Annotated in this window: 23 protein-coding genes and 1 pseudogene; 20 read left to right on the top strand and 4 right to left on the bottom strand. The window is 69.4% G+C overall.

The window, feature by feature from the left end:
* The first annotated feature begins 3 nt into the window (after positions 1-3).
* Together G6N14_RS08675 and G6N14_RS08670 are read left to right on the top strand one after the other, a co-directional pair.
* The gene (locus tag G6N14_RS08675) at positions 4-849 is read left to right on the top strand and encodes a 1-phosphofructokinase family hexose kinase (protein WP_085134569.1); all 846 of its coding nucleotides are present in this window, start codon (positions 4-6) and stop codon (positions 847-849) included.
* Positions 850-1014: 165 nt separating this feature from the next.
* Entirely contained in the window at positions 1015-2736 is a 1722-nt protein-coding gene (locus G6N14_RS08670; protein WP_085134570.1) for a sensor histidine kinase, read from the top strand.
* A gap of 6 nt (positions 2737-2742) precedes the next feature.
* Here G6N14_RS08670 and G6N14_RS08665 read toward each other — a convergent pair whose 3' ends face one another.
* Positions 2743-3546, bottom strand: a complete 804-nt coding sequence (locus G6N14_RS08665; RefSeq protein WP_163787102.1) for a universal stress protein — start codon at positions 3544-3546, stop codon at positions 2743-2745.
* A gap of 129 nt (positions 3547-3675) precedes the next feature.
* Between G6N14_RS08665 and G6N14_RS08660 the strand changes: the two are divergent.
* From G6N14_RS08660 to ribD, 7 genes and pseudogenes are all read left to right on the top strand, one after another.
* Positions 3676-4199 (top strand): annotated as a pseudogene (locus G6N14_RS08660) (PEP/pyruvate-binding domain-containing protein); the annotation flags it as partial.
* Between the two features lie 228 nt (positions 4200-4427).
* Complete coding sequence (locus tag G6N14_RS08655) at positions 4428-5315, top strand: universal stress protein (RefSeq protein WP_085134640.1); 888 nt, start codon at positions 4428-4430, stop codon at positions 5313-5315.
* Between the two features lie 95 nt (positions 5316-5410).
* Positions 5411-6829 carry a bifunctional aminoglycoside phosphotransferase/ATP-binding protein gene (locus G6N14_RS08650; protein WP_085134641.1) on the top strand — a complete coding sequence of 473 codons (1419 nt, stop codon included), beginning with the start codon at positions 5411-5413 and terminating at the stop codon, positions 6827-6829.
* Between the two features lie 49 nt (positions 6830-6878).
* Complete coding sequence (fmt, locus tag G6N14_RS08645) at positions 6879-7820, top strand: methionyl-tRNA formyltransferase (protein ID WP_085134572.1); 942 nt, start codon at positions 6879-6881, stop codon at positions 7818-7820.
* Entirely contained in the window at positions 7817-9232 is a 1416-nt protein-coding gene (locus G6N14_RS08640) for an RsmB/NOP family class I SAM-dependent RNA methyltransferase (RefSeq protein WP_085134573.1), read from the top strand. The genes fmt and G6N14_RS08640 overlap by 4 nt, the downstream gene beginning before the upstream one ends.
* 5 nt (positions 9233-9237) lie before the next feature.
* The gene (rpe, locus tag G6N14_RS08635) at positions 9238-9915 is read left to right on the top strand and encodes a ribulose-phosphate 3-epimerase (protein WP_179960820.1); all 678 of its coding nucleotides are present in this window, start codon (positions 9238-9240) and stop codon (positions 9913-9915) included.
* A complete protein-coding gene (ribD, locus tag G6N14_RS08630; protein ID WP_085134574.1) occupies positions 9912-10943 on the top strand; it encodes a bifunctional diaminohydroxyphosphoribosylaminopyrimidine deaminase/5-amino-6-(5-phosphoribosylamino)uracil reductase RibD in 1032 nt (343 codons plus the stop codon). Before rpe ends, ribD begins: the two co-directional genes overlap by 4 nt.
* A gap of 11 nt (positions 10944-10954) precedes the next feature.
* Here ribD and G6N14_RS08625 read toward each other — a convergent pair whose 3' ends face one another.
* Together G6N14_RS08625 and G6N14_RS08620 are read right to left on the bottom strand one after the other, a co-directional pair.
* Positions 10955-12508: an MFS transporter gene (locus G6N14_RS08625; RefSeq protein WP_085134575.1), complete on the bottom strand. Its 1554-nt coding sequence runs from the start codon at positions 12506-12508 to the stop codon at positions 10955-10957.
* Complete coding sequence (locus tag G6N14_RS08620) at positions 12508-13206, bottom strand: LppX_LprAFG lipoprotein (protein ID WP_085134576.1); 699 nt, start codon at positions 13204-13206, stop codon at positions 12508-12510. Before G6N14_RS08620 ends, G6N14_RS08625 begins: the two co-directional genes overlap by 1 nt.
* 96 nt (positions 13207-13302) lie before the next feature.
* Here G6N14_RS08620 and G6N14_RS08615 point away from each other — a divergent pair, with 96 nt between their 5' ends.
* From G6N14_RS08615 to G6N14_RS08575, 9 genes are all read left to right on the top strand, one after another.
* Positions 13303-13920, top strand: coding sequence for a riboflavin synthase (locus G6N14_RS08615; RefSeq protein WP_085134577.1), 618 nt, complete (start codon positions 13303-13305; stop codon positions 13918-13920).
* A 95-nt stretch (positions 13921-14015) separates the two neighbouring features.
* Entirely contained in the window at positions 14016-15293 is a 1278-nt protein-coding gene (locus G6N14_RS08610) for a bifunctional 3,4-dihydroxy-2-butanone-4-phosphate synthase/GTP cyclohydrolase II (RefSeq protein ID WP_085134643.1), read from the top strand.
* The gene (ribH, locus tag G6N14_RS08605) at positions 15294-15776 is read left to right on the top strand and encodes a 6,7-dimethyl-8-ribityllumazine synthase (RefSeq protein ID WP_085134578.1); all 483 of its coding nucleotides are present in this window, start codon (positions 15294-15296) and stop codon (positions 15774-15776) included.
* Complete coding sequence (locus G6N14_RS08600) at positions 15773-16261, top strand: PH domain-containing protein (RefSeq protein WP_407663090.1); 489 nt, start codon at positions 15773-15775, stop codon at positions 16259-16261. The genes ribH and G6N14_RS08600 overlap by 4 nt, the downstream gene beginning before the upstream one ends.
* A gap of 63 nt (positions 16262-16324) precedes the next feature.
* A complete protein-coding gene (gene uvrC / locus G6N14_RS08595) occupies positions 16325-18286 on the top strand; it encodes an excinuclease ABC subunit UvrC (protein ID WP_085134579.1) in 1962 nt (653 codons plus the stop codon).
* Positions 18283-19218: an RNase adapter RapZ gene (gene rapZ / locus G6N14_RS08590; protein WP_085127795.1), complete on the top strand. Its 936-nt coding sequence runs from the start codon at positions 18283-18285 to the stop codon at positions 19216-19218. Before uvrC ends, rapZ begins: the two co-directional genes overlap by 4 nt.
* A 58-nt stretch (positions 19219-19276) precedes the next feature.
* Positions 19277-20350, top strand: coding sequence for a YvcK family protein (locus G6N14_RS08585; RefSeq protein WP_085134580.1), 1074 nt, complete (start codon positions 19277-19279; stop codon positions 20348-20350).
* Positions 20347-21324, top strand: coding sequence for a DNA-binding protein WhiA (gene whiA, locus G6N14_RS08580; protein ID WP_109559723.1), 978 nt, complete (start codon positions 20347-20349; stop codon positions 21322-21324). The genes G6N14_RS08585 and whiA overlap by 4 nt, the downstream gene beginning before the upstream one ends.
* Positions 21325-21452: 128 nt before the next feature.
* Entirely contained in the window at positions 21453-23180 is a 1728-nt protein-coding gene (locus G6N14_RS08575; protein WP_085134582.1) for a DUF3556 domain-containing protein, read from the top strand.
* A 29-nt stretch (positions 23181-23209) separates the two neighbouring features.
* Here G6N14_RS08575 and G6N14_RS08570 read toward each other — a convergent pair whose 3' ends face one another.
* On the bottom strand, positions 23210-23785 hold the full coding sequence (locus G6N14_RS08570; RefSeq protein WP_085134583.1) for a TetR/AcrR family transcriptional regulator: 576 nt from the start codon (positions 23783-23785) through the stop codon (positions 23210-23212).
* A 118-nt stretch (positions 23786-23903) separates the two neighbouring features.
* Between G6N14_RS08570 and G6N14_RS08565 the strand changes: the two genes are divergently transcribed.
* Both G6N14_RS08565 and gap read left to right on the top strand, forming a co-directional pair.
* Complete coding sequence (locus G6N14_RS08565; RefSeq protein ID WP_085134584.1) at positions 23904-24512, top strand: hypothetical protein; 609 nt, start codon at positions 23904-23906, stop codon at positions 24510-24512.
* A 103-nt stretch (positions 24513-24615) separates the two neighbouring features.
* Complete coding sequence (gap, locus tag G6N14_RS08560; RefSeq protein ID WP_085134585.1) at positions 24616-25638, top strand: type I glyceraldehyde-3-phosphate dehydrogenase; 1023 nt, start codon at positions 24616-24618, stop codon at positions 25636-25638.
* Position 25639 lies beyond the last annotated feature (1 nt).

The raw sequence follows: 25639 nt of genomic DNA, 5'->3' as shown, positions 1-25639 counted from the left end.
ATCATGAAGACTCCGGCCCGCCCCGCGGTTCGAGCGACGCGGATCGTCACATTGACGTTGAATCCCGCACTCGACATCACCACCAGCATCGACCGGGTGCGCCCGACCGAAAAGCTGCGCTGCCGGCCCGCCCGCTATGACCCGGGCGGGGGCGGTGTCAACGTCGCCCGCATCGCGCACGTTCTCGGTGCACCCGTCTTGGCGATACTGGCCGCCGGCGGACCGAGCGGCGGGTTGGTCACGGCATTGCTGGAACAGGCCCGCGTGCCCTTCGACCGCGTCCCGATCGCCGAGCCGACCCGGGAGAGCTTCACCATCGACGAGCAAAGCACCGGAGGGCAGTATCGCTTCGTGCTGCCCGGTGCCCGAATGACGTTCGCCGAACAGGTGCACTGCTTGGTCCAGCTCCGCGCGGCGACCGCCTCGGCGGGGCTCGTCGTGGCGAGCGGCAGCCTTCCGCCCGGCGTGCCCGGCAACTACTACCAGCGTGTTGCCGACGTGTGCCGGCATGCGGGAGTCCCGTTGATTCTCGAGCAGCGACGGGCAGCTGCGGTGGTCGTGTCGCTGGGGGCCGAGGGAGCATTACTTGCCGCTCCTGCAGGCAGTTACCGATTCTCCGCCGTCCGGATGCGGGGAGGCAGGGGGGTCGGTGCCGGCGACGCGATGGTCGCCGCGATCGCCCTCGGCCTGAGTCGGGGCTGGCCGCTGGTCAAGTCAGTCCAGTGGGGCATTGCGGCGGGTGCGGCGATGCTGATGACACCGGATACCGCGGTGTGCAGCCGTTCGGCGGTGGAAAACCTGTTCGCCCTGGTTGCCCAGCCCAGCGAGGTCATCGGACTCTCAGCGTAGGCCCGAGGGGCCCGGCGCGCCTGCCGTGAGCAGCCAGGACAGCAAGGTATCGCCTGCCGGCCGTGGTTTGTGCCAGCATATTGCTGGACGGTCGTGTGCCCGTGTTGCGGCGTGCGCACGGTTTGCAGGCACAAGCTATTCGCTCCGCGGAAAGAATTGGGTCGGATGGACGGCGGAGACAGCGAATCGGCGTTCCGGGGGCTCGGAGATCCTTCCCTCATCGACCGCATGCATCACCAGCTCGATGAGCTCGCCGTCACGCGGGACCAGATGGAGCATCTGCTCGCGGTGATCCTTGAGATGGGCTCCGACCTCCACCTCAACACCACGCTTCACCGGGTGGTCGTGGCCGCGATGAAGCTGACCTCGGCGCGCTACGGCGCCCTGGCGATCCGCGGTCCGCAGGGCAATCTGATCGAGTTCATCCACGCCGGCCTCGACGAGCAGACGATCCGCCGGATCGGCCATCTGCCCATCGGCAAGGGCGTCCTGGACGCCTCACTCGTCGAGTCGGAGCCGCTGCGGCTGGCTGACCTGACCGCGCACCCGGCCGCGGTCGGGTTCCCCGAACACCATCCCCCGATGCGGGCGCTGCTCAGCGTGCCCCTCATCACCTCGGGTGTCCTGATCGGCAACCTTTACCTGACCCACGAGCAGCCGGGCCGCACATTCGCCGAGTCCGACGAAAAGGTGGCCGTCGCCCTGGCGACCGCGGCAGCGGTCGCCGTCGACAACGCTCGCATGGTGGAACACCTGCGCGCGTCGGCGCATTGGATCGAGGCCAGCCGCGACATCACCACCGCGCTGCTTTCGGACTCCACCGGACCGGCGATGCGATCAGAGCCACTACAGATCATCGCCGAGCGTGTCTGCGAGCTCGCCTCGGCCGAGCAGGCGATCGTGATGGTTCCGGCTGACGCGAGCCTACCCATTGCCGACGTCGGAACCCTGACCGTGGCCGCAGCCGCCGGACTCAACGCCGACGAGGTGATCCGCCAGGAGATCGCGGTGGACGGCTCCACCACCGGCAGCGTCTTGCGGTCCGGCAGGCCCTTGATCACCGAAGCCCTCGACATCCCGATCCCCGGGTTCACCGATGTCGGACAGCGCCCGGTCGTGGTGGTAGCGCTGCGCTCCGACGGGGAGACGCTGGGAGTGCTCGCGATCGCCCGCAACGAGAATCACCGCGCTTTCGACGGGGCGGACCTGGACCTGGTGTATGACTTCGCGCATCGCGCCGCCGTCGCCGTTGTGGTGGCCCGCGGGCGTGCCTGGGCCCGTGAACGCGACATTCTTGCCGACCGCGAACGTATCGCCCACGACTTGCACGATCACGTCATCCAGCAGTTGTTCGCCGCCGGGCTGGACCTGCAGGGCACGCTGGCCCTGACGCATTCACCGGAGGTCGTCGCCCGGCTTGACGCCACGATCGACGATCTGCAGACCATCATCGCCGAGATCCGAACGACGATCTTCCGGCTCAAATCCCGGGCGGCGCTTGACGGGGGTTTTCAGAAACGCGTTCAGGACGAGGTCGCGCGTCTGACGGAGAATCGCACCATCGTCGCGACTGTGCGCGTCGACGGAACGGTGACGCTCATCACCGACGAACTGGCCGAGCACGCCGAGGCCGTGATCATGGAGGCGGTCAGTAATGCCTGCAGGCACTCCGGGGCCACTCGGGTCAGCGTCGAGATCAGCGTGACCGACAGTCTGAACATCGTCATCACCGACAACGGGCACGGCATCCCGGCAGACAACCACCGCCACAGCGGCCTGGCCAACATGGTGACCCGCGCCCAACTTCTGGGCGGTGCCTGCAAGATCAGCTCGCAGCCCGAAGGAGGAACCCGCGTGCACTGGAGCGCCCCGCTGGCCGGCCGTTAGCCGGTCTCAGTCGCGCACCACCAGCACCGAGCTCCCGGCCGGTTCGCTGACACCAACGTCGGGCGGGCCCACGATCCGGGGCACATCGTCGGCGTCGTGCTTCCCGATGACCGCGAGCTGGACGGGTTCGCCGATCTGGCCCAGCGCGTCCGGTAGTCCGCGCCGCAGGGGGGTGAGCCGAATGCGCACCCCGGGGTAACGCGATGCCCAATACTCGATCCGAAGAGTGTGCCGGCCGACGCGCCGCCACGGCTGGCTTTCTATCGCCAGGATCGGTGCATCGCGTAGCTGCGCTTCCCGGAATGCGTGCTCCAGCAGCAGGTCGTCGCCCGGGGTGTGATCGACGGCGACCGCGATCCAGCCCCGCGCTGCGCCCGTGCCACCGTGGGCGCGGATGACTGCCACCGGGCAGTGCGCGCCCTGCGCCAGTTCGGCAGCGGTCGACCCGAAGATCGCGCGGCTCAAGCACCCGATCCCGACGGAGCCCACGCACACCATTGCCGAGTCGCGTGATTCGTCGATCAGGGCGGATCCGGGCGGCCCATGCGGCATCGCGGTCTCGACCTTGAGCTCGGACGCATTCTCCCGGAGCAGCAGGTCGACTTCGCGCAGCACCGTTTCGGCGTACTCCACGCCCAGATCCGGCTGTGTGGGCGCGGCTTCGGCGGCTTCCTCGGCGATGACGTGAACCAGGCGCAGGGGCAGGCCGCGCGCGCTGGCCTCACGAGCCGCCCACGTCGCCGCATGGGCGGCCGCCTGCGAACCATCGATGCCGACCACGACCGACTGTGATGACATCGATTCGCTCATCGGCATCCTTCCGCTGACCGGGTTCGTCACGCGACGCTACGCAGCTGCGGACATTTCCCAGAGGGCCGTTGGCCCCCGAAAGGTCGGCGATGGTCCCTTTCCAGCGGGGTTGCGCGGAGTTGGGGCCCAATTCCGGCGAAGCTGCGGCGGTGGCAAGGGCCCAATCTGGGCGAACTGGTCAACGCGGGTCTTCCGGTTCCCCCGGGATTTGTGCTGCTGCGCAGCGGCTACCTGGTTTCGCTGCAAGCGGGGCGACACCGAGGTGGCTGCCCTGCACCGCCGGGCTCTCCAGCGCATCGATGAGCGCTGCGCTGGCCGAATTGTGTCAGCGGATGCAGCATTTGGTCGCCAAAGCTGGTGTCTCAGATCCGGTTCGCCGGCAACTCCTGGCCGCCTACCACCGGCTCGGAGCGAACCGGGTTGTCGCGGTGCGTTCTTCGGCGACCGGCGAAGACGGGCGGGACGCCTCATTCGCCGGCATGAACCAGTCGCTCACCAATGTCGCCGGCGACGACGCTCTGGTTCATGGCGTTGAGCGTTGCTGGGCATCGCTTTTCACGCCGAGGGTGGTCAGCTACCGAGCGAGCCGAGGATTCGACGCGGAGCCCGCCATGGCGGTGGTGGTTCAGGAGATGATCGCCGCCGAACAGTCAACCCGGATGCGGTCGAGGCGACCCGGCGTACGGTGGCCGCCGCAGAACGCCGGCTCTTGCTGGAGTCCGCCCTGGGCCGCTCGTGAAGAACCGGTGGTGGCAGGTGCCAATGGGCCAACGAACCGTGGATTGGGGTCCAATGACCCCTGCCGAATCAGTCCGGCCGCAGTAACTTCAACGGCAGAACTGGCCGGTCGGCCCAGTGCTCAATCTGTTGGGAGGGCTGTGATGGCACAAGTCGGGACGACGAAAACCGGAATCGTGGTGGGGGTCGATGGATCACCGGAATCCGACGCGGCGGTGGCCTGGGCGACGCGGGAAGCGGTCATGCGCGGCCAGCCGATCACCTTGCTGCATGTGGTGACCCCGCTGGAAGCCGGCTGGCCTCCCGGCCCGGTCACCGACGGCATTCCCAACTGGCAGGCCGATGAGGCGAAAAAGGTACTGGCGAAGGCCCGCGATGTCGTCGACGCCAACCGGGGCGACGCCGCAGCACCGGAGGTGCGTGCCGAGGCGGCCTACGCCCCGGTGGTCTCGACGTTGATCGACGCCGCTCAGGGCAGCTGGATGACCGTCGTCGGCTCGGTCGGCCTGGGTGCCATCGGCCGCCTGCTGCTGGGCTCGGTGAGCACCAGCCTCATTCACCATGCCCAGGGCGCGGTCGCGGTCATCCGTGCCGGTCGAGCGCACAGCGACGACGCGCCCGTGGTGGTCGGAATCGACGGTTCGCCCGCGTCGGAGCAGGCAACCGCGCTGGCCTTCGAGGAAGCCTCGTTCCGCGGGGTGCCGCTGGTGGCCTTGCACGCCTGGAGCGACATCAAGGTCATGCCGCTGCTCAACATGGACCGACGTGACTACGAAGTCCAGGGACACGAAATCCTCTCCGAACGCCTGGCCGGCCACCAGGAGCGGTACCCGGACGTCACCGTCGAGCGGCGAGTGGTCTGTGACCACCCGGCCCGCTGGCTGGTCGAGGCCGGCGAACAGGCTCAACTGGTGGTGGTCGGCAGTCGCGGGCGCGGTGGCTTCACCAGCCAGCTTCTGGGTTCGGTCAGCTCGGCGGTGGTGCAGGCCGCCAGGGTCCCGGTGATCGTGGTCCGGCCCGCCGCGACGTGACCTCCGGCGACGCGCACGCCTCCTCGGCCGCCCTCGGCGGCGCGGATGGGGCGGGTGCCGCGCCTGCGGTCGCGGCCCACGAGACACACTCCGGCGTGGTCATCCTGGCCGGCGATCGTGCCTACAAGGCCAAGAAGCCGCTGCAGACCGACTTTCTCGACTTCCGCACCGTCGAACAGCGCGAGGAGGCCTGCGCGCGAGAAGTCCGGCTCAACAGCCGGCTGGCCCCCGACGCCTACTTCGGTGTCGCGCACCTCAGCGACCCCGCCGGCGGGGCCGCTGAACCGCTCGTGGTGATGCGCCGCTACCGCGACGAGGATCGGTTGGCTTCGCTGGTCAAGCGCGGCCGGCAGGTCGAGCACGTGCTCGACGTCATCGCCGCAGTGCTGGCCGACTTCCACGACCGCTCGCCGCACGACCCGGAGATCGACGCGCAGGGCACCCCCGAGGCGATCTACCGCCGGTGGTTCGACAACTTCCCCACGTTGAACGACCACGCCGGTACCGCGGTGTCCGCCGAATCGGTGCGCCGCGTCCAGGATCTGGCTGCCGCATACCTCGCGGGGCGGTCGGAGTTGTTCGCCCGGCGGATCGAGGAGGGCCGCATCGTCGACGGCCATGCCGACCTGCTCGCCGACGACATCTTCTGGACGGACAACCGCCCGGTGCTGCTGGACTGCCTGGAGTTCAGCGACGAACTGCGCTACCTCGACCGCATCGACGACGCCGCCTTTCTGGCCATGGACCTGGAGTTCCTCGGGCGCAAAGACCTCGGCGACTCCTTCCTGGCGCACTACGCCGGCCGCTGCGGCGACACCGCGCCGGCGTCGCTGCGCGACTTCTACATCGCCTACCGCGCCGTGGTGCGCGCCAAGGTCGACTGCGTACGGCTGAGTCAGGGCAAGCCGGGAGCCGGCGCAGCTGCGACGCAGCACCTGGCCATCGCCCGACGCCACCTCGAGGACGGGGCCACCCGCCTGGTGCTCGTCGGCGGCGGTCCGGGAACCGGGAAGTCGACCCTGGCCCGCGAGCTCGCTGCGCGGGTCGGGGCCGCGGTGCTCTCCACCGACGACGTGCGCAAGGAACTGCACGGATCCGGACAGCTGCGCGGCCGGCCGGGCGACCTCGACGCCGGGCTGTACGCACCGGCCAACGTCGCCGCGGTCTACGCGGAGATCCTGCGGCGCGCGGGCGGCTGCCTTCGCAACGGCCAATCGGTGATCCTCGACGGCACCTGGCGGGAAGAGGGAGTGCGCGCCCAGGCCCGCCGCCTGGCCGACGACACGCACGCGGCGATCGCCGAGATCCAGTGCGTGCTGCCCACAGACGTCGCGGCCCAGCGCGTCAGAACCAGGGCCCCGGGCAATTCCGACGCGACGCCGCAGATCGCGGTGGCGCTCGGCGCCCACGAGTTCGGATGGCCCGGCGCGCATCGGGTGGATACGGCGCGACCACTCGACGACTGCGTGCGGGAGGCCCACGAGCTCTGGCGCGCCGTGATCGATCCGCAGTGAGTGCTGCGGCAGCCGTCGCCGCCACGGGAGGCTTCCCTAAACTGGCCCGGTGCGCATCGTCTTCGCCGGCACCCCGGACACCGCGTTGCCGTCGTTGCAGCGGCTGATCGACTCGCCACGCCACGATGTGGTCGCGGTACTGACCCGGCCCGACGCGGCAGCCGGCCGACGGGGCCGCCCGCAGCCCTCGCCGGTGGCCCTCCGGGCCCTCGACCACGGCATTCCGGTGCTGCGGCCGGTCCGGCCCAATGCGCCGGAGTCGGTCGCCGAGCTGGCCGAACTGGCGCCGGAGTGTTGTCCGGTGGTCGCCTACGGGGCACTGCTGCGCGACGCCCTGCTGGCGGTACCGCCGCGCGGCTGGGTCAACCTGCACTTCTCGCTGCTGCCGGCGTGGCGGGGCGCGGCCCCGGTGCAGGCCGCGATCGCGGCGGGCGACGCGGTCACCGGCGCGACGACGTTTCGCATCGAGCCGGAGCTGGATTCCGGGCCGGTCTACGGCGTCGCGACCGAGACGATCCGGCCCGACGACACCGCGGAGCAGCTGCTGGCCCGGCTGGCGGTCTCCGGAGCCGAACTGCTGGCGGCGACCCTGGACGGTATCGAAGACGGGGCGTTGCAGGCGGTGCCGCAGCCGCGCGACGGCGTCAGCTATGCGCCCAAGATCAGTGTCGAGGACGCGCGGGTGCAGTGGGAGTTGCCGGCCGCGGTGATCGAGCGGCGAATCCGCGCCGTCACCCCCAACCCCGGGGCGTGGACGATGATCGGCGACCTGCGCGTCAAAGTCGGTCCGGTCACCATCGCCGAATCCACCGATGACGGGCGCAGCGAGCTGGCGCCGGGCCACATCCACGCCGGCCGCCGCGACATCTGGGTCGGCACGGGCTCGCAACCGGTGCGGTTGGGACAGGTGCAGCCACCGGGTAAGAAGCTCATGGACGCCGCCGACTGGGCGCGTGGTGCCCGGCTCGGCTCCGAGGTGCGGGCGTCATGACCGGACCGCAGCGCGGCCGGCCGCAGCGTGATCGGCCGCAGCGCCCCCAAACCGGCCCGCGCAAACCCCGCCGCAGGCCGCTGGACCCGGCGCGGCGCGCCGCCTTCGACGTGCTGCAGGCGGTCTCGCAGCGCGACGCCTACGCCAACCTGGCGTTGCCGGCGCTGCTGGGCGAGCGCGGAATCACCGGCCGGGACGCCGCTTTCGCCACCGAACTGACCTACGGAACCTGCCGGGTCCGCGGCCTGCTCGACGCCATCATCGGCGCCGCTGCGCAACGCTCACCCGACACCATCGACCCGGTGCTGCTGGACCTGCTGCGCCTGGGCAGCTACCAACTGTTGCGCACCCGGGTCGAACCGCATGCCGCGGTATCCACCACCGTCGAGCAGGCGGCCATCGAGTTCGACTCCGCCCGAGCGGGTTTCGTCAACGGCGTGCTGCGCACCATCAGCACGCGCGACGAGCAATCCTGGACCGCGGAACTGGCGCCGAGCGCCGAAGCCGACCCGATCGGGCACGCCGCCTTCGTGCACGCCCATCCGCGCTGGATCGCCCAGGCGTTCGCCGACGCGCTGGGCGCCGACGCCGGTGAACTCGACGCGGTGCTGGCCAGCGACGACGAGCGTCCCCGGGTGCATCTGGCCGCCCGGCCCGGTGTCCTGACCGCAGCGGAATTGGCCGCCGCCGTGGGCGGCGAAGTGGGCCGGTATTCGCCGTATGCGGTGTACCTGCCCGGCGGCGACCCCGGGCAACTCGAGCCGGTGCGGGCCGGTCAGGCACTGGTGCAGGACGAGGGCAGCCAGCTGGTGGCCCGGGCGTGCGCGCTGGCTCCGGTCGAAGACGACACCGGCCGGTGGCTCGATCTGTGCGCCGGACCGGGCGGCAAGACCGCGCTGCTGGCGGCGCTGGGTGCCCAGTCCGGGGCGCGGGTGACCGCGGTGGAGCAGGCGCCGCACCGCGCCGCGATGGTCAGCGCGAACACCCGTGGCCTGAACGTGGAGGTGCTGACCGCCGACGGCCGCGACTCGGGACTGCAGCCCGGGTTCGACCGGGCCCTGGTGGATGTGCCGTGCACCGGATTGGGCGCCCTGCGCCGGCGGCCCGAAGCGCGCTGGCGCCGGCAGCCCGCCGACATCCCAGTCCTGGCCAAGCTGCAGCGCGAGCTGCTGGCCGCGGCAATCGGACTGACCCGGCCGGGGGGAGTGGTGCTGTATGCGACCTGCTCCCCGCACCTGGCCGAGACGGTGGGGGTGGTGGCCGACGCCGTGCGCCGGCACCCGGTGCGTGCCCTGGACACCCGGGAGCTGTTCGCGCCCGCCGATGCCCTCGGAAACGGCCCGCATGTGCAGCTGTGGCCGCACCGACACGGCACCGACGCCATGTTCGCTGCGGCCCTACAAGTACTCTAAAGCCCATGTCACGACCCATGATCGCGCCGTCGATCCTGTCGGCCGATTTCGCCCGCCTCGCCGATGAGGCCGCCGCCGTCAAGGGCGCGGACTGGCTGCACGTCGATGTGATGGACGCCCACTTCGTACCGAACCTGACCTTGGGCCTGCCCGTGGTGCAAAGCCTGCTGGCGGCAACCGACATCCCTATGGACTGCCATCTGATGATCGACGACCCCGGCCGGTGGGCGCCGCCGTATGCCGAGGCCGGCGCCTACAACGTCACCTTCCACGCCGAGGCCACCGACAACCCCGTCGCGGTGGCCCGCGACATCCGGGCTGCCGGCGCCAAGGCCGGACTGAGCATCAAACCCGGCACGTCGCTGGAGCCCTACCTGGAGATCCTGCGAGATTTCGACACCCTGCTGGTGATGTCCGTCGAGCCGGGCTTCGGCGGGCAGTCGTTCATCCCCGAGGTGCTGAGCAAGGTACGGGCGGTGCGCAAGCTCGTCGATTCCGGGGAATTGAACATCCTGGTGGAGATCGACGGCGGGATCAACGCCGACACCGTCGAACAAGCCGCCGCGGCCGGTGTCGACTGCTTCGTCGCCGGCTCGGCCGTCTACAGCGCGGCCGATCCGGGTGCCGCCGTGGAATCGCTGCGTCGTCAGGCCCTGGCGGCGTCACCTCATCTGCGCGCATGAGTGCTAAGCCGGCCGCCGAGCACGCCGTCGACCACGATGCCGCGATGCTGCTGGCGATCGAGCAGTCCCAACGAGTCAAAGGCGCCACATACCCCAATCCGCCGGTAGGCGCGGTCATCTTGGACCGCGACGGCGCGGTGGTGGGCGTCGGCGGGACCCGCCCGGCCGGAGAGGCTCACGCCGAGGTGGTGGCGTTGCGCCGGGCCGGCGAACTCAGCGCCGGCGGTACGGCCGTCGTCACCCTGGAGCCGTGCAATCACCACGGCAAGACCCCGCCGTGCGTGGACGCCCTGCTGGCGGCCGGGGTGGCGCAGGTGATCTACGCCGTCGAGGACCCCAACCCGGCCGCCGCGGGCGGTGCCGCCAGGCTCGCCGAGGCGGGCGTGCGGGTGATCTCCGGGGTGCAGGCCAAGGCGGTCACCACCGGTCCGTTACGGGAATGGCTGCACAAGCAGCGCACCGGCCGACCGCACGTCACCTGGAAGTACGCCACCAGCATCGACGGGCGCAGCGCGGCCGCCGACGGTTCCAGCCAGTGGATCACCAGCGAAGCGGCCCGAGCCGACCTGCACCGCCGCCGGGCCGCGGCCGATGCCATCGTGGTGGGCACCGGGACCGTGCTCGTCGACGACCCCACGCTGACCGCCCGGCTTCCCGACGGCACCCTCGCCGATCGTCAGCCACTGCGGGTGGTGGTGGGCCGACGCGAGATCTCCGCGGACGCCCGCGTGCTCAACGACGACTCGCGCACCATGGTGATCCGCACCCATGACCCGGCCGAAGTGCTGCGGGCGCTCTCCGACCGCACCGATGTGCTCCTCGAGGGCGGGCCGACCTTGGCCGGCGCCTTCCTGCGGGCCGGGGCCATCGACCGGATCCTGGCCTACGTGGCACCGATACTGTTGGGCGGACCGGTCACCGCGGTCGACGACGTGGGCGTGCCCAACATCGCCCGGGCGCTGCGTTGGCGCTTCGACACCATGGAGCAGATCGGTCCCGACCTGCTGCTGAGCCTGGTGCCGCACTAGCGCACCGCGGCTCAGCGCGCGAGGGCGGCTTCCGGCGCCGGCAGCTCCGGGTCCTCGGCGAATACCTTGTTGCTGCCGATGAGCAACCCGAGCACCGCGCCCACCACGCAGACGATCGCGGTGATCCAGAAGATCTCCCCGTACATCATGGCGAAGGCCACCTTGGAGTTGGCGGCCTTGTGCAGCATCTTCTCCGCCAGTGTGTCGCCGACAGCCTTGGGCCGGCTCGCCAGGATCTGGTTGAAGCGGTAGAGCCCCCACGCCGACAGCGCCGCCATCCCGACCAGCATGCCCGTCATCCGGGCCACCACCACGCTCGAGGCGGCAATGCCGTGCTCGCGGGGCGGAACAGCGCGCATCACCGCCGAGGTCAGCGGGCCGATCACCAGGCCCAGCCCGAAACCGGCCAGCATCTGGTCGGTGGCCAACGCGGGCAGGCTGACCACACCGAAGACGTTGTGGTGGTAGTTGATCAGGTCGACGGGCCACTTCGAGATCAGCGCGTAGCCGCCGGCGGCGATGAGCAGACCGACGAACGCCACCAGTCGGTCCCCGACGCGGGTGGCGATCCAGCCGCCCACCAGGGCGCCGACCGGGAGCGCGATCAGGAACCGCAGCAGCAGGCCGGCCGCTTCGTTCTGGGTCATGCCCAGCACGCCCTGCCCGAACAGTTCGACATTGACCAGCGTCACCATCAACGCCGCGCCGGCGCACATCGAGGAGCCCAGCGCCGCCAGGAACGGGCCGAACCGGGTGCCGGCCGGGTCGATCAGTTTGGTGCGGGCGAACCGCTCCCAGACCGCGAACGCCAGCAGGGCCACCGCCGCGCCGACGAGCAGGGGCGGACCCCAGTCCGGCAGGGCCTGCTTGGCGGTGGGCTCGGGGTTGTAGAGACCCATCACCGCCAGCCCCAGCGTCACCGCCAGCAGCAGGCCCCCGACCACGTCGACGCGTTCGGGGGGAGTGTCGTCCTGCTCGGCATCGGCGCGTGAGGGCAGGCTGAAGTGGATCATCAGCATGGCGACCGCGGTCAACGGCACGTTGATCCAGAACACGTCGCGCCAGTCCCGCAGCGCCCAGACGATGAAGATGCCGTACAGCGGGCCCAGCACGCTGCCGAGCTCTTGGGCGGCGCCGATCCCGCCGAGCACGCCGGCACGATTGCGCTGCGACCACAGGTCGGCGCCCAGCGCCAGGGTCACCGGCAGCAGGGCGCCGCTGGCAATGCCCTGAATGGTGCGCCCGGCGACCAAGGTCGTCAGATCCCCGGCCAGTGCCGTCACCACCGAACCGACGGCGAACGTGGCCAGGCTTACCTGCAGCAGCAGTTTGCGGCCGAACCGGTCGGAGGCACGTCCCAGCAGCGGCATGGCCGCGATGTAGCCGAGCAGGTAGCAGGTGATGATCGGGGTGAGCTGCTGAATCTTGTTGATGGGGATGCCGACACCGGCCGGCTGCGGAGCCATGATGTCGCGCATGATCGTGACCACGACGTAGGTGTCGAGGGCACCGAGCAGGACGGCCAGGCTACCTGCGCTGATCGCGAGCCGGCGGTTGACTGCCATTACGCTCCCGCCGGCTTCTCAATCGTGACCGGGGCATTCCAATTCGACAGGGTCATCTGAATGGCGTTGCCCGCGCTGGGGTCGAGCTGAGCCTGCACCAGCTGGTGATCGCCGTCCTCGGAGATCCACACCGTGGCCGGGGTGGGCGCGGTGGCCTTCAGCTGCGGGGCCAGGGAGTTCACGGCGTCGGCGGGGGCGTTGCCGGTGACCCGGACGGCCTTCTGACCGTTGATGGTGTCGCGGCCGACGGCCTGGGTGTCGCTCAGCTTGGCCAGCATGTTGGCCAGGCCCTTGTCCGGGCTCAGGATCGCGGCCACGTCGTAGATCTTGTCGGCGGCGCCGTAGTTGTCGTAGTCGTCACCGGTGATCGCGGCGTAGAGGTCACCGTCGATCACCACGAATTTGGCGTCGACGTCCGAGCCCAGCATCATGATCGTCGCGTTGCCCTTGGCGGCGGTGGCCGGCTGGGTGGTCAGATCGCCCTCGAGGGTCTTGACCGGGAGGTTCTTGATCTGGCCGGTCACGGTCAGTGCCAGGTGTGCGCTCTGGAGGTTGGCGGTGGTGGTCGCCGATTCCGCGACCAGTGTCGTCGCGTCCGGCAGCGGACCGCCGGCGTCCTTGGATGAACAGCCGGCCAGCAGCGCGGCAGCGGTGGTCGCGGTGGCCAGGGCGATGAGAAGTCTGCGCATGGGGGACATCGTATAGAGGCCGCCCGGCCGAGGCGGAGCAGCGTAGACAACGACGGCCGACGCGCCCGAGTCCGCCGCGGCGGTGGCCGTCGCTAGCCTGTTGTGATGTTCACCGGAATTGTCGAGGAGCTGGGCGAGCTGGTCGGCCGCGAGGACCTCGCCGACGCTGCGCGCCTGGTCATCCAGGGGCCCACCGTCACCTCCGATGCCCGCCACGGCGACTCGATCGCCGTCAACGGGGTGTGCCTGACCGTGGTCGAGGTGCAGCCCGGCGGTCGCTTCAGCGCCGACGTGATGCGCGAGACCCTGGAGCGTTCCAGCCTGGGGTCTTTGCAGGTCGGCAGTGCGGTGAACCTCGAGCGGGCAGCAGCGCTGGGCAGCCGGCTGGGCGGGCACATCGTGCAGGGGCATGTCGACGGCACCGGGCGGGTATTGGCCCGCACCCCCGGCCAGCACTGGGAGGTGGTGCGCATCGGCTTGCCGGCCGCCCTGGCGCGCTACGTGGTGGAGAAGGGCTCGATCACCGTCGACGGCACCTCGCTGACGGTGTCGGGGCTGGGCCGCGACGCCGCAGACGCCGGAGATTACTTTGAAGTCTCGCTGATTCCTACCACCCTGGAACTGACGACACTGGGCCGCGCCCCGGTCGGTGCGCTGGTCAATCTGGAAGTGGACGTGATCGCCAAATATGTCGAACGGCTGGTGACAATGCCCACGGAATGAGTCACGGAGCGAACCGTGGTTCCGGGGTGGTTCATACTGGACGGGCAGGTAGCGCCGTCCGGGTGCTCCCCGATGGCGAAAACAAGGTGACACAGATGACGAAGTTGGACACCGTCGAGCGGGCGGTTGCCGACATCGCGGCTGGAAAGGCCGTCGTCGTCATCGACGACGAAGACCGGGAAAACGAAGGCGACCTGATCTTCGCCGCCGAGAAGGCCACACCCGAGCTGGTGGCGTTCATGGTGCGCTACACCTCCGGTTACCTGTGCGTACCGCTGGACGGCGCGATCTGCGACCGGCTGGGCCTGCTGCCCATGTATGCGGTGAACCAGGACAAGCACGGAACCGCCTACACCGTGACCGTCGACGCCAAGGACAACATCGGCACCGGGATCTCGGCATCGGACCGCGCGACGACCATGCGCCTGCTGGCCGATCCGGCCAGCGCGGCCGACGACTTCACCCGTCCCGGCCATGTGGTGCCGCTGCGGGCCAAGGACGGTGGGGTGCTGCGCCGGCCCGGTCACACCGAGGCCGCGGTCGACCTGGCCCGGATGGCCGGCCTGCAGCCGGCCGGCGCGATCTGCGAGATCGTCAGCCAAAAGGACGAGGGCGCGATGGCCCAGACCGAGGAGCTGCGGGTCTTCGCCGACGAGCACGGCCTGGCGCTGATCTCCATCGCCGACATGATCGAGTGGCGGCGCAAGCACGAAAAGCACATCGAGCGCGTCGCCGAAGCCCGTATCCCGACCCGTCACGGTGAGTTCCGGGCGGTCGGATACACCAGCGTCTACGAGGACGTCGAGCACGTCGCGCTGGTCCGCGGCGAGATCGCCGGACCCGACAACGACGGTCACGACGTGCTCGTTCGCGTCCACTCGGAGTGTTTGACCGGTGACGTGTTCGGGTCGCGGCGCTGCGACTGCGGGCCGCAGTTGGACGCCGCGCTGGCGATGGTGGCGCACGAGGGCCGCGGGGTGGTGCTCTACATGCGCGGGCACGAGGGCCGCGGGATCGGCCTGCTGCACAAACTGCAGGCCTACCAGCTGCAGGACGCCGGTGACGACACCGTCGACGCCAACCTCAAACTGGGGCTGCCGGCCGACGCGCGCGACTACGGGATCGGGGCGCAGATCCTCAGCGATCTCGGCGTTCGCTCGATGCGGCTGCTCACCAACAACCCGGCCAAACGGGTTGGGCTCGACGGCTACGGTCTCCATGTCATCGAGCGCGTGCCGCTGCCGGTTCGCGCCAACTCCGAGAACATCCGCTACCTGCTGACCAAACGCGACAGGATGGGCCACGACCTGACCGGACTCGACGACTTCGACGACGCCGCGCAGCTGCCCGGTGAATTCGGCGGAGCGCTGTAGATGAGCCCAGCCGCAGGGGTCCCGGAAATCCCGGCGCTCCACGCCTCCGACGTGCGCCTGGCCATCGTGGCCAGTACGTGGCACACCCGTATCTGTGACGCGCTGCTGGCGGGGGCCAGCAAGGTGGCCGCCGACGCCGGCATCCCCGAACCGACCGTGGTGCGGGTGCTCGGCGCGATCGAGATTCCCGTGGTGGCGCAGGAAGTGGCGCGCAACCACGACGCGGTCGTAGCCCTGGGTGTGGTGATCCGGGGCGCCACACCGCATTTCGACTATGTGTGCGACGCGGTGACGCAGGGCCTGACCCGGGTTTCGCTGGATGCCGCCACCCCGGTGGCCAACGGCGTGCTCACCGTCAACGACGAGGAGCAGGCGCTGGACCGCGCCGGACTGCCGGATTCCACCGAGGACAAGGGCGCTCAGGCGGCTGCCGCGGCGCTCAGTACGGCGCTGACCCTGCGCGAGCTGCGCGCGGCGCCGTGACGGGCCCGTCCGGGTCCCCGCAGTGGGATCTCGAGGTGCGCCCGCGCGTGATGCGTTACGGCCTGTGGACGGTCGCGATCCTGATCGTGACGATCCACGTCGTCGTGAGCATGCTGCTGACGATCCGCGCCAGCGGGGTGATCTTTCGCACCTACGACCGGGTGGCAGTCGTCGTGCTGGGCCTCATCGTGGCCGGGGCGTTGTTGCTGTTGACGCGGGCGCGCGTCCGGGTCGGCGAATCCGGGGTGTCGGTGCGCAATGCGCTCGGTGACCGGTTGATTCCCTGGGCGCAGGTGGTGGGCGTCACCTTTCCGCCGGGCAAGCGCTGGGCCAGGCTGGAGTTGCCTGACGACGAATACATTCCCCTGGTGGCCATCCAGTCGGCCGACAAGGAACACGCCGTGGAGGCCATGCGAACGCTCCGGGCCCTGATGGCGCGCTATCGGCCCGCCCCGCCGCGAGCAGACACAGAATCGCACCCTTGAGGCTCTTCGAGTGCGATTCTGTGTCTGCTCGCCGGGCAGAAGCCGCACGCTAGCCTGGTTACCGTGCCAGACCCTGCGACCTATCGTCCGGCGCCCGGCTCTATTCCCCTCGCGCCCGGCGTCTACCGATTCGTCGACCCCCATGGCCGGGTCATCTACGTGGGCAAGGCGAAAAGCCTGCGGCCACGGCTGACGTCGTACTTCGCCGACATCGCCGGGCTGCACCCGCGGACGCGCCAGATGGTGACCACCGCCGCCAAGGTCGAGTGGACGGTGGTCAACACCGAAGTCGAGGCACTCCAGCTGGAATACAACTGGATCAAGGAGTTCGATCCGCGCTTCAACGTCCGCTACCGCGACGACAAGACCTATCCCGTGCTGGCGGTCACCTTGAACGAGGAATACCCCCGGCTGATGGTCTACCGCGGACCCCGCCGCAAAGGCGTGCGCTATTTCGGGCCCTACTCGCACGCATGGGCGATCCGGGAAACCCTGGACCTGCTGCTGCGGGTCTTCCCGGCCCGGACATGCTCGGCCGGGGTGTTCAAGCGCCACCAGCAGATCGGCCGGCCCTGCCTGCTGGGCTACATCGGCAAGTGCTCCGCGCCGTGCGTCGGGCGGGTCAGCGCTGCTGAGCACCGGCGGATCGTGGACGACTTCTGCGATTTCCTGGCCGGCAAGACCGACCGGCTCGTGCGCAGTCTCGAGCAGCAGATGCTGGCCGCCTCCGACGCCCTCGACTTCGAGCGGGCCGCACGCCTGCGGGACGACGTCGCGGCGCTGCGGCGGGCCCTGGAGAAGCAGGCCGTGGTGCTCGGCGACGGCACCGACGCCGACGTGGTGGCGTTCGCCGACGACGAACTCGAAGCGGCTGTCCAGGTGTTTCACGTCCGCGGCGGGCGGGTGCGCGGACAGCGCGGCTGGATCGTCGAGAAGCCCGGCGACCCCGCCGACCCCGAGAGTTCATCCGAAGCCATGGTCGAGCAGTTCGTGACGCAGTTCTACGGCGATCAGGCCGAGCTGGACGGCGCAGCCGACGAGCCGACCAACCCGGTACCGCGCGAGGTCCTGGTGCCCTGTCTGCCGGCCAACGCCGAGGAGCTGACCAGTTGGCTGTCCACTCTGCGGGGTTCGCGCGTCTCGCTTCGGGTGCCGCTGCGCGGCGACAAGCGGGTACTGGCCGAGACGGTCGAGCGCAACGCCAAAGACGCTCTGCAGCAACATAAGATGAAGCGTGCCGGGGATTTCACCGCACGGTCGGCTGCGCTGCAGAATATCCAGGAATCCCTGGGCCTGCCCGACGCTCCACTTCGCATCGAGTGCGTCGACATCAGCCACGTGCAGGGCACCGACGTGGTCGGATCCCTGGTGGTGTTCGAGGACGGATTGCCGCGCAAGTCCGACTACCGGCACTTCGCGATCCGGGAGGCCGCAGGTCAGGGCCGGTCCGACGATGTGGCCTCGATCGCAGAGGTCACCCGGCGACGGTTCCGGCGACACTTGGACGACACCGAAGTCCTTGCTCCGGAAGGAAAGTCCCGCAAATTTGCCTACCCGCCGAATCTTTATGTCGTCGACGGCGGTGCGCCGCAGGTCAATGCCGCCGCCGAGGTGCTGGCCGAGCTCGGCATCACCGACGTGGCGACCATCGGCCTGGCCAAACGACTCGAGGAGGTGTGGGTGCCCTCCGAACCGGACCCGATCATCCTGCCCCGGCAGAGCGAAGGGCTCTACCTGCTGCAGCGGATCCGCGACGAGGCGCACCGGTTCGCCATCACCTACCACCGCAGCAAGCGGTCCAAGCGGATGACCGAATCGGTGCTGGACTCGGTGCCCGGACTCGGCGAGCACCGGCGCAAGGTGCTGATCTCCCGTTTCGGATCGGTGGCCCGACTCAAACGGGCTACCGTCGAGGAACTCACCTCGATCCCGGGGATCGGTGCGGCGACCGCCGCCGCCGTACTCGAGGCACTGGGAGCCGACGGCGCGACGGGCGCCGCTGAACAGCAACGGATGTCGGGATGACCACGGAATCACCGAAAGGCGTGCGGGCGCGCGACGTCGCCGGCCCAGGCGACGGCGCCGGAATCGACGTCGTGCTGGTGACCGGACTGTCCGGCGCCGGTCGCGGCACCGCGGCGAAGGTATTGGAGGACCTGGGCTGGTATGTCGCCGACAACCTGCCCCCGGACCTGATCACCCGGATGGTGGACCTGGGCCTGGCGGCGGGCTCGCGTATCACCCAATTGGCAGTCGTGATGGACGTGCGCTCGGCCGGATTCACCGGGGACCTGGACTCGGTACGCACCGAATTGGCCACCCGCGGCATCAATCCCCGCGTGCTGTTCATGGAGGCCGGCGACGACGTGCTGGTCCGGCGCTATGAACACAACCGCCGCAGTCACCCGCTGCAGGGGCAGCAGACCCTCACCGAGGGCATCGCCGCCGAGCGGATCATGCTGGCGCCGGTTCGCGCCGCCGCCGACCTCGTCATCGACACCTCGGTGCTGAGCGTTCGCGAACTGCGGGAGAGTATCGAGGAGATGTTCGGTGGAGACGCCGTCAGCGCTCCGACATCCATCACCGTCGAGTCCTTCGGGTTCAAGTACGGCCTGCCGATGGACGCCGACATGGTGATGGACGTGCGCTTTTTGCCCAACCCCCATTGGGTCGACGAACTGCGCCGGCACACCGGGCAGCATCCGGCGGTGCGCGACTACGTGCTGAGCCAGCCGGGCGCCGACGAGTTCCTCAGGAGTTACCACCGGCTGCTGACCCTGGTGGTCGGCGGCTACCGACGAGAGGGAAAGCGCTACATGACCCTGGCCATCGGGTGCACCGGCGGCAAGCACCGCAGTGTCGCCATCGCCGAGGCCCTGGCGCGCCTGCTGGACGCCCAGGATTCCGGTGACGCGCTGTCGGTACGGGTGCTGCACCGGGATCTGGGCCGCGAATGAGTTGCGCCGGCGACGATGCAGAGCGGAGCTTGCGGAGCGATGAGGAGGAGCGGCGCCAGTGAGCGTTGAACCCGCGCGTGGCAACCCGAGCATCGTCGCGCTCGGCGGGGGACACGGTCTGTATGCGACGCTGTCGGCCGCCCGCCGGCTGACCCCGCACGTCACCGCGGTGGTCACCGTGGCCGACGACGGCGGCTCCTCGGGCAGGCTGCGCGGCGAGCTGGACGTGATTCCGCCCGGAGATCTGCGCATGGCACTGGCGGCGCTGGCTTCCGACACCCCGATGGGCCAGCTGTGGGCGACCGTGCTGCAACACCGCTTCGGCGGCAGCGGCGCGCTGGCGGGTCATCCGATCGGCAACCTGCTGCTGGCCGGTCTCAACGAGGTGCTCGCCGACCCGGTGGCCGCCCTCGACGAGCTGGGCCGAATGCTGGGCGTCAAGGGCAGGGTGTTGCCCATGTGCCCGGTCGCCCTGCAGATCGAGGCCGACGTGTCGGGGCTGGAAGCCGACCCGCGGCTGTTCCGGCTGATCCGCGGTCAGGTGGCGGTGGCGACCACCCCGGGCAAGGTGCGCCGGGTCCGGCTGCTGCCGGGTAACCCGCCGGCCACCCGGCAAGCGGTGGACGCCATCATGTCCGCGGACCTGGTGGTGCTCGGGCCCGGTTCGTGGTTCACCAGCGTGATCCCGCACCTGCTGGTGCCGGGTCTGGCCTCGGCTCTGCAGGCCACCACGGCCCGGCGCGCCCTGGTGCTCAATCTGGTGGCCGAACCGGGGGAGACCGCGGGCTTCTCCGTGGAACGCCACCTGCACGTCCTGGCCCAGCATTCGCCGGGATTCACCGTGGACCACATCATCATCGACGCGGGCCGGGTGCCCAGCGAACGCGAGCGCGAACAGCTGCGGCGGGCCGCCACCCTGTTCGCGGCGGAGGTTCGGTTCGTCGACGTCGCCCGACCTGGTACACCTTTACATGACCCAGGAAAGTTGGCGGCGGCGCTGGACGGGGTTCGGAGCGCGTCGACGTTGGCAGTTCCGACCCCGGTGGCGATGCAGTCCGAGGGCGGGGGCCGGCAAACCGGCGTGAGTGGACCGAGCGGGCTCGGGCCGGGAGGTGACAAGTCGTGGCGATGACGGCCGAAGTCAAGGACGAGCTGAGCCGTCTCGTGGTCAGTTCGGTGAGCGCCCGCCGCGCGGAGGTCGCGGCGCTGCTGCGCTTCGCCGGCGGCCTGCACATCGTGGCCGGCCGGGTGGTGGTGGAGGCCGAGGTGGACCTGGGCGTCATCGCGCGGCGGCTGCGCAAGGACATCTTCGACCTGTACGGCTACAGCGCGATCGTGCACGTGCTGTCGGCAAGCGGAATGCGCAAGAGCACCCGCTACGTGCTGCGGGTGACCAAGGACGGTGAGGCGCTGGCCCGCCAGACCGGGCTGTTGGATCTGCGCGGGCGCCCGGTGCGCGGCCTGCCCGCCCAGGTCGTCGGTGGCAGCGTCGCCGACGCCGAAGCTGCCTGGCGGGGCGCGTTTTTGGCACACGGCTCACTGACCGAACCGGGCCGCTCGTCGGCGCTGGAGGTCGGCTGCCCGGGTCCGGAGGCCGCGCTGGCGCTGGTCGGTGCGGCGCGCCGGCTCGGCGTCACCGCCAAGGCCCGCGAGGTGCGCGGCGCCGACCGCGTGGTGGTTCGCGACGGTGAGGCGATCGGGGCGCTGCTGACCCGGATGGGCGCCCAGGACACGCGGCTGGTCTGGGAGGAACGTCGGATTCGCCGCGAGGTGCGTGCGACCGCCAACCGGCTGGCCAACTTCGACGACGCCAACCTGCGCCGTTCCGCGCGGGCGGCGGTGGCGGCGGCGGCACGCGTGGAACGGGCGCTGGCGATCCTCGGCGACACCGTGCCCGAGCACCTGGCCTCGGCCGGCCGGCTGCGGGTCGAGCACAGACAGGCCTCGCTGGAGGAACTGGGCCGGCTGGCCGACCCGCCGATGACCAAAGACGCGGTGGCGGGGCGCATCCGGCGGCTGCTGTCGATGGCTGACCGCAAGGCCAAGCAGGACGGCATTCCCGACACCGAGTCCGCGGTCACCCCCGAACTGCTCGAAGACGCCTAGCCGCGCGCGTCTGCGCCCACCGCCCGCACAGCGGGGCCGCGGGCAAGCCCGGACCCGTCCGAACGCCCATCACCGGCCTGCTCTTGCCGCTATAACAGAACGGGCACACGGCAGGGAGTGAGGGCAGTATGGGGTTCATCAAACCGTCGGTTCCCGACGTCGACCCCGCCACGTGGCGCAGCACCGATTGGCCGACCCGGATCCGGGTCTGCAGCAGGCACTGGGTCGAACAGGGCTTCGGCACCCCCTCGGGGGTCTACCTGATCTATCTGCTCAAGATCGCGGCCTACGCTGTGGGCGCGGCGGCGGTGATCGGGTTGACTCCGGGCCTGGGCGGTCTGGGCCGCATCGCCGAATGGTGGACCCAGCCGATCGTCTACCAGAAGCTCGTCGTCTTCAGTCTGCTGTTCGAGGTCCTGGGCCTGGGCTGCGGGTCGGGTCCGCTGACCGCCCGATTCTGGCCGCCCATCGGCGGCGTCCTGTACTGGTTGCGGCCCAAGACGATCCGGCTGCCGCCGTGGCCGGACAAAGTCCCGTTCACTCGTGGCGACACCCGCACGGCTGTCGACGTGGGGCTTTACGCAGCCGTGCTGGCTGCCGGAATCTGGACGTTGCGGTCTGCCGGGCAGGGCGATCCCGGACCGGGCCTGCTCGACCCGGTGTCGGTGGCTCCGCTGGTGATCGCCCTGGTCCTGCTGGGCCTGCGGGACAAGACGATCTTCCTGGCCGCCCGCGCCGAGCACTACGGCCTGACGTTGCTGGTCTTCTTCTTTCCCTACGTCGACCAGATGGCCGCATTCAAACTCATCATTCTCGGGTTGTGGTGGGGCGCAGCCACTTCCAAACTCAACCACCACTTTCCCTACGTGGTTGCGGTGATGACGAGCAACAACGCCCTGCTGCGGGCAAAGATCTTCACCCGGGTCAAACACCTGATGTACCGGGATTACCGCAACGACCTGCGCCCCACCCGGATACCGCAGCTGATGGCGCACGTCGGTGGCACCACCGCCGAATTCGTGGTACCGGCGCTGCTGGTGCTGGTCGCCGGTGATCACCCGTGGCGGTGGTTCCTGATCGCCTTCATGGTGATCTTCCATCTCAACATCTTGTCCAACCTGCCGATGGGCGTCCCGCTGGAGTGGAACGTGTTCTTCCTCTTCTCGCTGTTCTTCCTGTTCGGCCAGCACCCCGAGATCAGCGTCTTTGACCTGCGATCGCCGCTGTTGATGGCGATTCTGTTCACCGGGCTGGTGGTGATTCCGGTGGCCGGGAACATGTTTCCGCAGCAGATCTCCTTCCTGCCGGCGATGCGGTACTACGCCGGAAACTGGGCGTCCAGCTTCTGGTGCTTCCGCACCGGTACCGAGGACGTCGTGGAGGCCAACGTCGTCAAGAGCTCGGCGCTGGTCATCAGCCAGTTGGCGAAGTTCTACGACCAGTCCACCGCCGACCTGGTGGCCGACAAGGTCCCGGGCGCATTCCGCGCCATGCACCTGCAAGGCCGTGCCCTCAACGGCCTACTGCCCCGCGCGGTCGACAACGTGGCCGACTACAACATCCGCGACGGCGAGATCATCGCCGGCCCGCTGATCGGCTGGAACTTCGGTGAAGGCCACCTGCACAACGAGCAGCTGCTCGCGGCGGTGCAGCGCCGTTGCCGATTCGCCGAGGGCGACCTGCGGGTGATCGTGCTCGAAGGCCAGCCCATCCATCGGCGCGAGCAGGCTTACCGGATCGTCGACGCCAAGTCCGGGCTGATCGAGGTGGGTTACGTGGCTGTGGCCGACATGCTGTCCCGTCAACCATGGCCCGAAGCCGGCGACGAGCTCCCGGTCCGGACCATCCCCCGATAGTTGCGTCCGGTCTGCGCGCCGAGCCGGCGTCAGCGCGGCTTGACATAGGGGACGAGCACGTCGTCGACGAGCTCGGTGATCAGCTCATCGGTGATCGGATCCCCGGAGATCAGAAGACGGTGCCACAGCACGCTCTGGGCGAGTTCACGCGCGATCTCGATCGATACGTCGGCCCGCACGTCACCGCGTTGCATGCCACGGGAAAGCAGTGCGGCCATCTCTTGTTTGCGCCACTCGATGACGCCGCCGCGAAATTCCGCGGCGAGCTCGGCGTCGTATGTCATCGCCGCGACCACCGAGGCAAGGGCAGCGGACTGCGGACCGGTGAACAGCTGGGCCCAGCCCCGCAGGATGGCCAGCATGTCCGTCCGGTAGCTGCCGGTGTCCTCATGCGGAATCGTGGCAACCGCCGCGCGCAGCAGCACGTCGCGAATCAACGCGCGGCGATCGGGCCAGCGGCGATACAGCACGGGCTTACTGGTCTTGGCGCGGGCGGCAACCGCCTCCATGGTGACGGCTGCGAGCCCGTGCTCGGCGAGCAAGTCGAGGACTGCGGTTTCGATCGCCGCCTCCAGCTCGGTGCCGTGTCGACGCTGCTCGGCCATCTGCCTGCCCTTTCTCTACGATCCGCTTCGGCCCCGCCGGCGAGAAACGGTTGCGTTTCTTACGGTTGCGCCGTACCGTTCCCTTAAGAAACGTTATCGTATCTTGATGGGAGCGGTCATGGAACGCCCGGTGATTTTTCCGCTACGACGTGTCGATACCGCGACGGTGCGCTACACCGCCGGGCCCCACCGCCGGCGCCGAGTCACGATCGACCATCGCCCGCTGGCGGGGGTGACTCCGCCCATGTTGCTGGACTGGTTTCGGCACATCGACGGCACCATCGAGTACGGCGGTGCGGTGATCAACCGCTATCTGGCGTGGCATCCGATCGATCACATTCGGTGGGAGCTCGCTCGCCCGGCGCCCGGTGGAGGAGCCGGCGAGGGCGCACGGTTTCGCATCGTCGAACGGTTCGGCGCTGATCCGGCCTTCACGGTGGATGTCACCGATCGGGTGGAGAAGCTCGACGAAACCGGGATACGGCTGGTCCAGCGCATGGCCGGAGTCGCCGTTCTCCAGCTGGAACACACCTGGTCGGCGTGCACGGAGGGGAACCACTACGTCAGCGTCATGGATATCGGAGCCAGGGGGCCGCTGCTGTCACCGCTGAACCGGTACGCCCAGCGCCGCTTTCCCGATGCGATGGTCCGTGCCTGGGTGCGCCACAACATCGAAGAGGTCGGCCAGCTCGAGCATCTGCTTCCCCAGCTGGCCGGCGTAGGGTAGCCGGCGCCGGGCGGCGCTGAGGCACCTGCGCGCTACCGGCGGCCCGCCCACTAGGCTGGCCTGGAAAGCACATCGGTCGGCTTATAGACACAAGGAGAGCGCAGTGACGGTCCGGGTAGGCGTGAACGGCTTCGGCCGCATCGGGCGGAACTTCTTCAGGGCATTGGACGCGCAGAAAGCCCTGGGCAACAACACCGACATCGAGATCGTTGCGGTCAACGACCTCACCGACAACGCCAGCCTGGCGCACCTGCTGAAGTTCGACTCCATCCTGGGCCGGCTGCCCCACGAGGTCAGCCTCGAAGGCGACGACACCATCGTCGTCGGCAACACCAAGATCAAGGCCCTCGAGGTCAAGGAAGGCCCGGCCGCCCTGCCCTGGGGTGACCTGGGTGTCGACGTCGTGGTCGAGTCCACCGGCATCTTCACCAACGCCGCCAAGGCCAAGGGTCACCTGGACGCCGGAGCCAAGAAAGTCATCATCTCCGCGCCGGCCACCGACGAGGACATCACCATCGTGCTGGGCGTCAACGACGACAAGTACGACGGCAGCCAGAACATCATCTCCAACGCCTCGTGCACCACGAACTGCCTCGGCCCGCTGGCCAAGGTGCTCAACGACGAGTTCGGCATCGTCAAGGGCCTGATGACCACCATCCACGCCTACACCCAGGACCAGAACCTGCAGGACGGTCCGCACAGCGACCTGCGGCGCGCCCGCGCCGCCGCGATCAACATCGTGCCCACCGGTACCGGTGCCGCCAAGGCGATCGGCCTGGTGCTGCCCGAGCTCAAGGGCAAGCTGGACGGCTACGCGCTGCGGGTGCCGATCCCCACCGGCTCGGTCACCGACCTGACCGCCGAACTGAGCAAGTCGGCGTCGGTCGAAGACATCAACGCCGCCATGAAGGCTGCCGCCGAGGGCCCGATGAAGGGCATCCTGAAGTACTACGACGCGCCGATCGTGTCGAGCGACATCGTCACCGACCCGCACTCGTCGCTCTACGACGCCGGGCTGACCAAGGTCATCGACAACCAGGCCAAGGTGGTCTCCTGGTACGACAACGAGTGGGGCTACTCCAACCGTCTGGTCGACCTGATCGCTCTCGTCGGCAAGTCGCTGTAAC

It is taken from the genome of Mycolicibacter hiberniae (assembly GCF_010729485.1).
Lineage (GTDB): Bacteria > Actinomycetota > Actinomycetes > Mycobacteriales > Mycobacteriaceae > Mycobacterium > Mycobacterium hiberniae.
The sequence above is the reverse complement of the archived record's forward strand: the minus strand, read 5'-3'. Positions and strand labels throughout refer to the sequence as shown.

Bases quoted from the DNA above. Each gene is read 5' to 3' on its own strand.
- G6N14_RS08610 (WP_085134643.1), top strand. From the start codon at position 14,016: ATGACGAAGTTGGACACCGTCGAGCGGGCGGTTGCCGACATCGCGGCT.
- rapZ (WP_085127795.1), top strand. From the start codon at position 18,283: ATGACCACGGAATCACCGAAAGGCGTGCGGGCGCGCGACGTCGCCGGC.
- G6N14_RS08620 (WP_085134576.1), bottom strand. From the start codon at position 13,206: ATGTCCCCCATGCGCAGACTTCTCATCGCCCTGGCCACCGCGACCACC.
- G6N14_RS08625 (WP_085134575.1), bottom strand. From the start codon at position 12,508: ATGGCAGTCAACCGCCGGCTCGCGATCAGCGCAGGTAGCCTGGCCGTC.
- G6N14_RS08565 (WP_085134584.1), top strand. From the start codon at position 23,904: ATGGAACGCCCGGTGATTTTTCCGCTACGACGTGTCGATACCGCGACG.
- G6N14_RS08670 (WP_085134570.1), top strand. From the start codon at position 1,015: ATGGACGGCGGAGACAGCGAATCGGCGTTCCGGGGGCTCGGAGATCCT.
- G6N14_RS08640 (WP_085134573.1), top strand. From the start codon at position 7,817: ATGACCGGACCGCAGCGCGGCCGGCCGCAGCGTGATCGGCCGCAGCGC.
- G6N14_RS08675 (WP_085134569.1), top strand. From the start codon at position 4: ATGAAGACTCCGGCCCGCCCCGCGGTTCGAGCGACGCGGATCGTCACA.
- ribH (WP_085134578.1), top strand. From the start codon at position 15,294: ATGAGCCCAGCCGCAGGGGTCCCGGAAATCCCGGCGCTCCACGCCTCC.
- ribD (WP_085134574.1), top strand. From the start codon at position 9,912: ATGAGTGCTAAGCCGGCCGCCGAGCACGCCGTCGACCACGATGCCGCG.
- G6N14_RS08665 (WP_163787102.1), bottom strand. From the start codon at position 3,546: ATGAGCGAATCGATGTCATCACAGTCGGTCGTGGTCGGCATCGATGGT.
- G6N14_RS08575 (WP_085134582.1), top strand. From the start codon at position 21,453: ATGGGGTTCATCAAACCGTCGGTTCCCGACGTCGACCCCGCCACGTGG.
- whiA (WP_109559723.1), top strand. From the start codon at position 20,347: ATGACGGCCGAAGTCAAGGACGAGCTGAGCCGTCTCGTGGTCAGTTCG.
- G6N14_RS08655 (WP_085134640.1), top strand. From the start codon at position 4,428: ATGGCACAAGTCGGGACGACGAAAACCGGAATCGTGGTGGGGGTCGAT.
- G6N14_RS08570 (WP_085134583.1), bottom strand. From the start codon at position 23,785: ATGGCCGAGCAGCGTCGACACGGCACCGAGCTGGAGGCGGCGATCGAA.
- rpe (WP_179960820.1), top strand. From the start codon at position 9,238: ATGTCACGACCCATGATCGCGCCGTCGATCCTGTCGGCCGATTTCGCC.
- G6N14_RS08615 (WP_085134577.1), top strand. From the start codon at position 13,303: ATGTTCACCGGAATTGTCGAGGAGCTGGGCGAGCTGGTCGGCCGCGAG.